Origin of the sequence: Microbacterium sp. UBA3394, from assembly GCF_002358725.1 — a bacterium.
Classification (GTDB): domain Bacteria; phylum Actinomycetota; class Actinomycetes; order Actinomycetales; family Microbacteriaceae; genus Microbacterium; species Microbacterium luteum.
Map to the genome: position 1 here is coordinate 1 of NZ_DEPK01000021.1, position 10,019 is coordinate 10,019.

Consider the following 10,019-nt stretch of genomic DNA (forward strand, 5'->3'; position numbering starts at 1 on the left):
AGCGGTCCGCCAGGTGGCGTCAGGATGTGGGGGAAGCCGTCGGTGCCGGCTCGATCGTCGCGGTGGCTTCGCCGGAACCGGGCGACTCGCGCTGACCGGCCTCACCGCCGCTGCACGTGACGGTGTAGGTCACGATGACCGTTCCCGTCGCGTTGTTCGGCACGGTCAGCTGCGCGTTGCGCTCGCTCTGCCCGAACGAGGACTCGGACTGCCCGTTGGAGAAGGTGCCGTTGGTCGCCGTGAAGTTGTAGGAGCTCGGCGACCCCTCGCCGGCCGGACAGCTGTATCCCTCCCACGTGACCGTGAGGGTGTCGCCGGGTGCGACGGTCTGCGCGTCGAGCGACGGCGTCGCGGGCGTGGGCATCTCCACCTGGTCACCGTAGGCGGTGAGGGTGATCGTGGTCCCCGGCTCCACGCGGCCGGTGGGGTTCACCTCGTAGATGATCCCGACCTGGTCGGCGGTGCCGGCGGCGTTCCCGGTCTGGCAGTCGGCGACGAGGTCGTTCTCCTCAAGGACGCCCCGCGCGGCGTCGCAGGTCTGGCCCGTCAAGCCCAGTGCGCTCACGTCGACCCGATCCTCGGTCGGCGTGGGGGTGGGCGTGGTCTGCGTCGGGGTGGGCGTGGCCGACGACGTCGTGGCGGTCGGCTCCGGTTCCGGATCCCCGGCGAAGAAGAGCGCCCAGAGCGTGCCGCCCAGCACCAGAATGAGGAGGATGATCAGGGCGATCAGCGGCCACGTCCAGGGGCTGCGCTTCTTCTTCTCCGGCTCCTCCTCGCCGTCGGCGAGCGGTGCCGCGGCGGTGTCGGTGGGCAGCAGCTGTGTCGCCGCGGCGGTCGCGCCCCCGGCGGTGAGCAGCTGAGTGACGTCGTCACCGGCCTCGCCGCCCGCGATGGCGGGTACGGCGGATGCCGCCGCGGCGAGGTCGCCGCGGCGCAGCGCCGTCGCCGCGCGGGCCACCGTCGCGGCCGAGCCGGGACGCTCCTCGGGCTTCTTCGCGATCATCGCCGAGACGAAGTTCTGCACGGGCTGCGCCACGGTCGCCGGAAGCGGCGGCGCCTGCTCGTTGATCTGCGCCATCGCGATGGCGACCTGCGACTCGCCCGTGAAGGGACGCTTGCCGGCGAGCGACTCGTAGGCGACGATCCCGAGCGAGTAGATGTCGGTCGCGGGCGACGCCGGGTGACCCGAGGCCTGCTCGGGAGAGAGGTACTGCACTGTGCCCATGACCTGGCCGGTGGCGGTCAGCGGCACCTGGTCGGCGATTCGTGCGATGCCGAAATCGGTGATCTTGACCCGGCCGTCGGGGGTGATCAGCAGGTTGCCCGGCTTGATGTCACGGTGCACGAGACCGGCGGCGTGTGCGGCCTGCAGGGCGGCCGAGGTCTGGGCGACGATGTCGAGGGTCTTGTCGGTCGACAGGGACGTCTCACGCTCGAGGATCGTCGAGAGGGCCTCGCCGGGAACGAGCTCCATCACGAGGAAGGCGCTGCCGTTCTCCTCGCCGTAGTCGAAGACGCTCGCGATCCCCTCGTGGTTCACGAGCGCGGCGTGCCGGGCCTCGGCGCGGAAGCGCTCGAGGAACCCGGGGTCCCCCATGTACTCGTCCTTGAGGATCTTGATCGCGACGGTACGCCCGATGACGTGATCGGTGGCCTCCCACACCTCGCCCATACCGCCGACGGCGATCCGCGAATCCAGTTCGTAGCGCCCGCCGAAGGTCGCACCCTGCGTCGGTCTCATTGTCCCAGCACCGCCTCCATGACCTGCTTCGCGATGGGCGCGGCGATCGTGTCGCCACTCCCGGATTGCCCTTGACCGCCACCGTCTTCGACCACGACCGCTACGGCGATCTCCGGATCTTCGGCGGGGGCGAAGCCTGTGAACCAGAGCGTATACGGGTCATCCGTCCCGTTCTCTGCGGTGCCGGTCTTCCCGGCCACATCCACTCCGTCTATTCTTGCACCGCCCGCAACGCCGTTTTCGACGTTGTCGACCATCATCGTCACCATCTCCGCGGCGAGGTCGGACTCGAGGGCACGGCCGAACTCGGTGTCCTCGAACGTCTGCTGCACCGACAGGTCGGGACCGATGACCCGGTCGACCATGCGCGGATTCATGACGATGCCGTCGTTGGCGATCCCGGCCGACACCATCGCCATCTGCAGCGGCGTCGCGGTGACCTGCCCCTGGCCGAAGCCGCTGAGTGCGGTCTGCGCGTCGTCGAGACCACGGGGATAGCTGGAGGGTGTCGAGGCGAGCGGCGTCTCGAAGGCGACGTTGAAGCCGTATCTCTCCGCCTCTTCGAGGATCGTCTGGTCGCCGAGCTCCACGGCGAGTTCGGCGAAGGGGATGTTGCAGCTGAGGCGCAGAGCATCCGCGATGGTGACCGTGTCGCCCGACCCGCACGCGCCGCCGGAGGCGTTGCGGATCACACTGGACGAGCCGGGGAGGGTGTACGTCGACGGGTTCGGCAGCTCGGACTCGGGGGTCCAGTCCCCCGTCGCGAGGGCGGCCGAGGCGGTCACGAGCTTGAAGGTCGATCCCGGTGGGTTGAGGTCGCCGCCGATCGCGCGGTTGGACAGCGGCTGCGCCGGGTCCGACTCGAGCTGGTCGTAGAGGTCGAGCACCGCCGAGGTGTCGTGCGCGGCGAGCGCGTTCGGATCGTAGTCGGGGCTCGTGACCATGGCGAGGATGCGGCCGGTCTCGGGCTCGATGGCGATGACGGCGCCGGTCAGGTCGCCGAGTGCGTCGTAGGCGGCCTGCTGGGCCGTCGCGTCGAGCGAGAGCACGACGTTCGAGCCCGCCGCAGGCTGCCCCGTGATGATCCGCTCGATGCGCGAGAGGAACTGCGTGCTGCCGGTGCCGCTGAGCTCCGCGTTCATCGCCTGCTCGATGCCCGTCGCCGACCCGAGGACGGGATTGATGTATCCGGTGACCGGCGCCCAGACGTTGCCGTTCTGATAGACCCGCTGCCAGGAGTAGACGTCGTCGGACGGCACCGATGAGGCGATCGCCGCGCCGCTGGCGATGATGGATCCGCGCTGCACCTCGTAGGAGTCGTAGAGCGCGCGCGTGTTGGCGGGATTCTCCGCCAGCGCATCGGCCTGCACGACCTGGATGACGCTCACCGACGTGAACAGGGCGAGGAACATCGCCAGCAGCACGATGCTGAGGCGGCGCAGTTCGCGGGTCATCCGATCACCACCCGGGGCTTGTTGCGGACGGCGTCGGAGATGCGCAGGAGGAGGGCCACGATGAGCCAGTTGGCCACGAGGGAGGATCCGCCCGCCGCCAGGAACGGCGTGGTCAGACCCGTCAGCGGGATGACCCGGGTGACACCGCCCACCATGATGAACACCTGGAGGCCGATGGTGAAGGCGAGTCCGGTCGCGAGCAGCTTGCCGAAGTCATCCTGTCCGGCGAGTCCGATGCGGATGCCGCGGCTGATGAAGACCATGTACAGGCAGAGGATCGCGAAGACGCCGACGAGGCCGAGCTCTTCGCCGAGGCTCGGGAGGATGTAGTCGCTCTCGGCCACCGGGGTCAGCTGGGGCCGGCCCTGACCGAGGCCCGTGCCGATGAGGCCGCCCTGCGCGAGGCCGAAGATGCCCTGCACGAGCTGATAGCTCGGGCCCTCGATCGTGTCGGGGTTGAAGGCGTCGAGCCAGTTCGAGAAGCGCTCGCCGACGTAGGGCAGCACGCGCGAGGCGAGGAAGGCCCCGAGTGCGGCGAGGGCCACCCCGATGAGCGCCCAGCTCGTCTTGCCGGTGGCGACGTAGAGCATCGCGATGAACATGCCGAAGATCAGGATGCCGGTGCCGAGGTCGCGCTGCATCACGATGATGCCGAGGGAGACGACCCAGACCACGAGCACGGGGCCGAGTTCGCGCGCGCGCGGCCAGGTCATCCAGAGGAAGCGGGTGCCGGTGGAGGTGAGCGACTCGCGGGTGCGCACGAGATAGCCGGCGAAGAAGATCGCCAGGGCGATCTTGGCGAGCTCACCGGGCTGGAACGACACGAAACCGAGCGAGACCCACACGTCGGCGTTGGCGTCGGTTCCGAGGCCCGGGATGAACGGGAGGAGAAGGAGGAGCAGACCGATCAGGCCCGACAGATACGGGTAGCGGAACAGCACGCGGTAGTTGCGCAGCACCAGGACGAGAGCGATGGCGCCGGCCAGGGCGATCGCCGCCCACGCGAGCTGACGGGTCGAGAAGGCATCCCACCCCGTCGCGTCCTTGGCGATGTCGATGCGGTAGATCATCGCGAGGCCGAGACCGGTCAGCAGCGTCGCGATGGGCACGACGAACGGATCGGCCGACAGCGCGACGAACCGCAGCACGACGTGGAGTGCGAGCACCAGCAGGGTGACGGCGCCGGTGTAGATGAGGAAGGTGCCGTCGATCGCCCCGAGCGCGCCCAGCTGCACCAGAGCGACCGCGGAGCCGTTGATGAGGGTGGCGAAGAGGATGAGGGCCAGCTCGCGGTTGCGTCGGGTCTGCGGAACGCGGATCTTGCGCAGCGCCCGCACGACCGCGGTGTCGGTGGAGACCTGGCCGGTCTGATCGGTGGGCGCGCTCATCCGTAGGCCTCCGCGGTGTCACGCAGACGATCGACGATCACGTCGGCCGCCTCGAGCGAATCGGCCGAGATCGTGCGCTCGACGGTGCTGCGGGTGAACGACGGCAGATCTTCGAGATCGATCCCGGTGTCCCGGTAGACGGTGGACAGCGAGATCGGACCGATGTCCTGCTGGATGCCGCGGTAGATCACGACGGTGTCCTCGTCGGCGCCGATGAAGTACCGCGTCTGCGTCCACTGATAGGCCACGACACCGGCCGTGGCCAGCAGCCCGAGAACGAGCACGAGACCGACGATCCAGCCGATGCGTCGCCGGCGCCCACGCCGGCGATCCTCTTCGATGAGCTCTTCGAGGAAGTCGGCGTCGGGCTCGAAGTGCGTCGGCTCGTTCGCCGCCTGACGGTTCGGATGCAGCCAGCTCGAGCGGCCGGGGCGAGCCGCGGGCACCTCGATGCCGGCCGGTGTGGAGGCCGATCCGACGATCGTCGCGGTGCCGGTGAAGATCGGATGCGCGCCGCCCACGTCGACGATCACGATCGTGACGTTGTCGGGCGCTCCGCCGTCGAGTGCCTGCTTGAGCAGCGCGTCGGCGGTTCGCCCGGGCGCGTTGCCGGCGGCGAGGGCCTTCTCGGTGTGCGCGTCGTCCACGACTCCCGAGAGTCCGTCGGAGCACAGCAGCCAGCGGTCGCCGGGCTGGGTGGGCATGATGAACGTGTCGATCTCGGGATCGGGATCCATGTCGCCGAGCACGCGCATGAGAACCGAGCGGCGCGGGTGGTATCGGGCTTCCTCGGGGGTGATGCGGCCCGACTCGACGAGGCGCTGCACGAACGTGTGGTCGGTGGTGATCTGGGTGAGCGAGCCGTCGCGGTAGAGATAGATGCGGGAATCGCCGATGTGTGCGATCACCGCGAGGTCGTCGACCATCACCAGGGCGCTGACCGTGGTGCCCATCCCGGCCAGCTCCGGACGGCGGCCGACGGTGTCGATCAGTTCGGTGGCGCTGTCGGCGATCGCATCGCGCAGGGCCCGCTCCGCGTCGGTCGGCGAATCGAACGGGTCGTCGTCGAGGTGCTTCAGGCGATGGATGACCAGTGCCGAGGCGACGTCGCCGCCCGCGTGCCCGCCCATGCCGTCGGCGACGACGAACAGGTTCGACCCGGAGTATCCGGAATCCTGGTTGTTGGAGCGGACCTTCCCGGTGTGGGAGATCGCCGCGCTCGAGCCCTGAAAGACCATCCGTGTCGACCCCGCTGCTTACTTCCGCAGCTCGAAGGTCGTCGCGCCGACCTTGATCGGCGCGCCGATCTTGATGGGCACCGGGGCGCTGACCCGCGTGCCGTCGTGCCACGTGCCGTTCGTCGAGTCGAGGTCTTGAATCATCCACTGCTCCCCGCGCTGCACGAGACGCGCGTGGTGGCTGGAGGTGTAGTCGTCGCGGATTACGAGACCCGATTCGCTGGAGCGGCCGATCGTGACGGTGTCGTCGCCGAGAGGCACCTCCAGGCCGGCCTTCGGGCCGCTGGTGATGACGATGCGCGACACGGCGTCGCGCGTGGCCATCCCGCCCGCCTTGGACGGCGCCGTGGAACGGGCGACGGCGGCGGTCGGCGCGTCGGGCGACGACGCGGGAGCCTTCGTCGCGGCGCCCGCCGCAGCCGGTTCCGGCATGCGGCGCACCTTGACCCCGAACAGGTCGGCCCGCAGGGAGTAGACCACCGCGAACACGAAGAACCACATCAGCACCAGGAATCCGATGCGCAGGAGGAGCAGGGTCAGTTCGCTCACGACAGTCCCTCGCGCTGGTCGAATACCCGGGTCGCGTCGCTCACGGGACGCGACGGGCGTGACGGCGCCGCGTGTGCGACGACATGGAACACGATATCGGTGCGGCCGATGGTGATGGTGGAATCCGGGGCGAGGGAGGCTTCGCCGACCTTCGCACCGTTGAGCTTGGTGCCGTTGGTCGAGCCGAGGTCGCGCACCATCGCGCGCTCGCCGTCCCACAGGATCTCGACGTGCTTGCGGCTGGTGCGGCTGTCGGAGATCGTGATGTCGGCGTCGCTGCCGCGCCCGATCACGGTGCGCGATGCGGTGAGCGGGTGACGTCTGCCCTCGACGTCGACGACCGCGCGCCACGACACGCGCCCCTGCGCCGTCTCGGAATCGACGCGGAGCGTGCCGGTCGAGACCGATTCGTCTCGGCGGAGCTCGATGGTCACCGCGCCAGCGAAGCTGTAGCCCTGCGCACGCGCGTGCTTCTTGACGAGGCCGTCGAGCTCGTCGAGCAGCGCGGGTCCGACCGCGGCCATCTTCTCCTCATCGGCGGGAGACAGCCGCACGGTGAAGGTGTTCGGCGCGAGGATGCGGTCGCGGCTCACGACGGCGGCCTTCTTGTCGAGCTCGGACCGCAGCGCCGAGGCGATTTCGACAGGCTGAATTCCGCTGCGGAAGGTCTTCGCGAAGGCGCTGTTCACAGCGCGTTCGAGTCCCTTCTCGAAGCTGTCCAGTAGTCCCACGGGGCTCCTCAGGCAGGCAGACGGTTCGGTACATGCTAATTGCACACGCTGAATGCACCATGGTGGTGTCATCCCGTGGCGGGTCGCCCGATGCGTCGGGCGACGTTCCCCCGTGTTATTCTCGGTTGGTTGACGCGCTCGATGTGGATTCGGGCGCTTCGCGCGAGTGGCGGAATAGGTAGACGCGCTGGCTTCAGGTGCCAGTGCCCGCAAGGGCGTGGGGGTTCAAGTCCCCCCTCGCGCACCCAGAGAAACCCCCGGTCCCCCGGGGGTTTTCGCGTTCCCGCCTCCCGTCCGGGCCGGTGCGGCGCATCCTGTCGAGAAACGCGCTTCCGCGCGAGACACCGCGCGTTGCGTGGTTTCTCGGGCCGAATGTGGTTTCTCGCTGTGGTCGCGGGCGAGTCATTCGAGGACCGGGGCGAGGGTGAGCGTGATCTCCTCGACCTCGCGTCCGAGCGCGGGGGCGAACGACATCGTGCGCGATACCTCGGTGAAGCCGGCCTTGGCGAGCACCGCGAGAGAGGCGGTGTTGGATGCGGCCGCGCGGGCGAACAGCGGGCGCTCGGGCTCCCGCGAGATGAGCAGGCGCAGCGCCTCGCTCGCGACCCCACGTCCCCATGCGTGATGCGCGATCCAGAAGGTCACCTCGCGGTCGCCGTCGACGGTGAACAGCGCCGCCGTCCCGGCGAAGCCGCCGTTCTCGGTCACGACGTGCATCCGCACGCCGTCGGCGGCTCGCTCGCGGGCGATCCAGGCGTCGAAGGCCTCCCGGTCACTCGGGTCGGCCGCGGTGAAAGCGGCCATATCGACCGCCTCGGGGGTGCGCATCATCTCGAAGACGGCGTCGAGGTCGTCGTCGCCGAGGTCGCGGAGTTCCACGTGTGCAGCCACGACACCAATTTAGTCCCCGACCGCTTCGACCACGCGGTCGCGCTCAGTCCAGTCCGTAGACGGCGCGAACCGCGCGCTCGGCGCGGATGCCGTCGCGAGCCAGAAGGGCGTCGCGCAGCTCGCGGTACTTCGCGGTGCGCTCCTCGACATCGGTGAAGTACGGCTGCCATTGGCTGGTGTATCGGCGGATCGCCAGCTGCGCTTCCTTCATCACCTTCAGTCGCATGACGTTGCCGGCCGTGAACATCAGGTGCGAGAACAGGCGCCACGAGGCCTGCACGATGGCCGGGTAGTCGTCGGAGGCGGAGGCTTCGACGACGGCATCCGCGAGATGGACGGAGGTGGCGATGTCCTCGTCGCTCCCACGCTTCATCGCGAATCGCGCGGCGTTCGCGGCCGAGAGCACCAGGAACTCGCGCACGTCTTCGCGGCTCTTCTGCGACGGGATCGACACGCGGGTGTAGCGGTTCGGCGCGACCTCGACCAGACCGACGCGCTCCAGGCGCTGAAGAGCTTCGCGCACGGGGGTGCGCGAGACCCCGAGGCGTCGGGCGAGCTCGTGATCTCGCAGGCGCTCGCCGGGTGCGAGGGTGCCGTCGATGATCGCCTCGCCGACGCGCGCGTACACCTCGTCACCGAGGACGGTGCCGCGAGGATCGAAGGGCCGGAGCGACTCGGACATGTCGTCGGTAAGTGTAGGCCGCGGGTCTGAGAGCAACCCCGCCTTCGCAACGTTTGGGTCACTGTCTGAAACGGGGGGTGTGCCGGAGGGCCGCGTTCAGTAGCGTGTACCGTGATTCGCGCCGAACGTGCGCGGACACCCAGTAAGAACGGCACGTCATGAGCACGCAGGGTACGGTCAAGTGGTTCAACGCGGAGAAGGGCTTCGGCTTCATCGCTCCCGATGAAGGCGGCGCAGACGTCTTCGCCCACTACACCGCGATCGAGTCCAAGGGATACCGCTCCCTCGAAGAGAACCAGCGGGTCGAGTTCGAGATCGCCCAGGGGCCCAAGGGTCTCCAGGCTGAGGCCATCCGACCCCTCTGAACCTGAATCCGCGGCTCGTCCGCGGATTCGCGGCGGAGCCCGGTCCGTATCCTCGGACCGGGCTTCAGTCGCGCTCGCCGCGCACGAGCTCAAGGCCCGCGCCGGCGTACTGACGCAGTGTCGCGTCGGGCAGGAAGGCCTTCGTGAGCCCGGCCGCGATGGCCGGCAGGTCCCCTTCGTCGCGGTAGAGCAGGTACATCGTCTCGTACCGCGGATTGAACTTCTGCTTGAAGCGGTGCAGTGACCGGAAGCCGTAGACCGGCTCCAGCGTCTCGGCGAGCCTGTCGGTGAGGTCGGCGATGAGGCCCGCGTCGGCGGGATTCTCGTGCGCGAGCGGTGCTCCCGACAGCGACAGGATCTGCGCCCCCTCCTCAGCGAAGTGCTTGGCGGACGAGCCGATCAGGAACTCCATCACCGGCCCGAAGCCACCCTCGCGGCGGCGCATGAGATCGAGGGTCCACCCGCGCACCACACCGTCGGGGCCGTACACCGGCAACCAGGACAGGAACCCGTCGACATCTCCCTTCGGCGACAGCGCGAGCGCCAGCCGCACCTCCGGATCCCGGGCCTCGGTGAGGGTTCCGAGCGTGAAGCCCATCTCGGGCAGGCCCTTGTCGCCCACCCACATCTCCGAGATCGCGCGGATCTGCTGCTGCACCCCCCACGGCTCGTCGCCGTACCGCGACATCCGGAAGGTCATCTCCTCGCGACCCGCGCGGTTCAGGGAGGACCGCACCGAGTTCCACGCCTTGCCCTTGAACTCCAGACCCGGCAGGTCGACGATCGTGTCGTCGGCGACCACGAGGGAGCGCCACCCGGCGGGGATCGCGGCGCGCGTCGCCTCTCCCGCGCTGAAGAAGCACGGTGTGAGCGCTGCGCGTTCGGCAGCGTCGATGAAGCCCCGCACCACATCGGGGCGGCCGGCTTCCGGACCGAGGGGATCGCCGAGCGCGATCGCGACACCGCGGCGGTTCTGGAAT

At 69.1% G+C, this 10,019-nt stretch carries 10 protein-coding genes and 1 tRNA gene; 2 read left to right on the forward strand and 9 right to left on the reverse strand.

Features of this window, described 5'->3' with window-relative positions; translation table 11 throughout:
* Nucleotides 1–19 precede the first annotated feature (19 nt).
* From B4E30_RS00825 to B4E30_RS00850, 6 genes are read right to left on the reverse strand one after another with little or no spacing between them, the layout of a single operon-like run.
* The gene (locus B4E30_RS00825) at nucleotides 20–1,741 is read right to left on the reverse strand and encodes a serine/threonine-protein kinase (protein WP_286793093.1); all 1,722 of its coding nucleotides are present in this window, start codon (nucleotides 1,739–1,741) and stop codon (nucleotides 20–22) included.
* A complete protein-coding gene (locus B4E30_RS00830; RefSeq protein ID WP_286793094.1) occupies nucleotides 1,738–3,195 on the reverse strand; it encodes a peptidoglycan D,D-transpeptidase FtsI family protein in 1,458 nt (485 codons plus the stop codon). The genes B4E30_RS00825 and B4E30_RS00830 overlap by 4 nt, the downstream gene beginning before the upstream one ends.
* The gene (locus B4E30_RS00835) at nucleotides 3,192–4,583 is read right to left on the reverse strand and encodes an FtsW/RodA/SpoVE family cell cycle protein (protein ID WP_194384141.1); all 1,392 of its coding nucleotides are present in this window, start codon (nucleotides 4,581–4,583) and stop codon (nucleotides 3,192–3,194) included. The genes B4E30_RS00830 and B4E30_RS00835 overlap by 4 nt, the downstream gene beginning before the upstream one ends.
* Nucleotides 4,580–5,821 (reverse strand): PP2C family protein-serine/threonine phosphatase, encoded by a 1,242-nt coding sequence (locus B4E30_RS00840; protein WP_194384142.1) that lies wholly within the window; start codon nucleotides 5,819–5,821, stop codon nucleotides 4,580–4,582. Before B4E30_RS00840 ends, B4E30_RS00835 begins: the two co-directional genes overlap by 4 nt.
* Before the next feature lie 18 nt (nucleotides 5,822–5,839).
* Entirely contained in the window at nucleotides 5,840–6,370 is a 531-nt protein-coding gene (locus B4E30_RS00845; RefSeq protein WP_071044233.1) for an FHA domain-containing protein FhaB/FipA, read from the reverse strand.
* Nucleotides 6,367–7,101, reverse strand: a complete 735-nt coding sequence (locus tag B4E30_RS00850) for an FhaA domain-containing protein (RefSeq protein ID WP_286793095.1) — start codon at nucleotides 7,099–7,101, stop codon at nucleotides 6,367–6,369. The genes B4E30_RS00845 and B4E30_RS00850 overlap by 4 nt, the downstream gene beginning before the upstream one ends.
* Nucleotides 7,102–7,261: 160 nt before the next feature.
* On the opposite strand from B4E30_RS00850, the gene B4E30_RS00855 reads away from it, so the two are divergent.
* Nucleotides 7,262–7,345, forward strand: a tRNA-Leu gene (locus B4E30_RS00855).
* Nucleotides 7,346–7,503: 158 nt separating this feature from the next.
* Here B4E30_RS00855 and B4E30_RS00860 read toward each other — a convergent pair.
* On the reverse strand, nucleotides 7,504–7,992 hold the full coding sequence (locus B4E30_RS00860) for a GNAT family N-acetyltransferase (protein ID WP_286793096.1): 489 nt from the start codon (nucleotides 7,990–7,992) through the stop codon (nucleotides 7,504–7,506).
* Between the two features lie 43 nt (nucleotides 7,993–8,035).
* The gene (locus B4E30_RS00865; RefSeq protein ID WP_286793097.1) at nucleotides 8,036–8,674 is read right to left on the reverse strand and encodes a GntR family transcriptional regulator; all 639 of its coding nucleotides are present in this window, start codon (nucleotides 8,672–8,674) and stop codon (nucleotides 8,036–8,038) included.
* Nucleotides 8,675–8,832: 158 nt separating this feature from the next.
* Between B4E30_RS00865 and B4E30_RS00870 the strand changes: the two genes are divergently transcribed.
* Entirely contained in the window at nucleotides 8,833–9,039 is a 207-nt protein-coding gene (locus B4E30_RS00870; RefSeq protein WP_071044236.1) for a cold-shock protein, read from the forward strand.
* Between the two features lie 64 nt (nucleotides 9,040–9,103).
* Here the strand turns inward: B4E30_RS00870 and B4E30_RS00875 are convergent.
* Nucleotides 9,104–10,019, reverse strand: a 916-nt coding sequence (locus B4E30_RS00875; RefSeq protein ID WP_286793098.1) for a bifunctional lysylphosphatidylglycerol flippase/synthetase MprF, incomplete at its 5' end; no start/stop codon positions are given.

Bases quoted from the DNA above. Each gene is read 5' to 3' on its own strand.
- B4E30_RS00840 (WP_194384142.1), bottom strand. From the start codon at position 5,821: ATGGTCTTTCAGGGCTCGAGCGCGGCGATCTCCCACACCGGGAAGGTC.
- B4E30_RS00830 (WP_286793094.1), bottom strand. From the start codon at position 3,195: ATGACCCGCGAACTGCGCCGCCTCAGCATCGTGCTGCTGGCGATGTTC.
- B4E30_RS00865 (WP_286793097.1), bottom strand. From the start codon at position 8,674: ATGTCCGAGTCGCTCCGGCCCTTCGATCCTCGCGGCACCGTCCTCGGT.
- B4E30_RS00870 (WP_071044236.1), top strand. From the start codon at position 8,833: ATGAGCACGCAGGGTACGGTCAAGTGGTTCAACGCGGAGAAGGGCTTC.
- B4E30_RS00825 (WP_286793093.1), bottom strand. From the start codon at position 1,741: ATGAGACCGACGCAGGGTGCGACCTTCGGCGGGCGCTACGAACTGGAT.
- B4E30_RS00835 (WP_194384141.1), bottom strand. From the start codon at position 4,583: ATGAGCGCGCCCACCGATCAGACCGGCCAGGTCTCCACCGACACCGCG.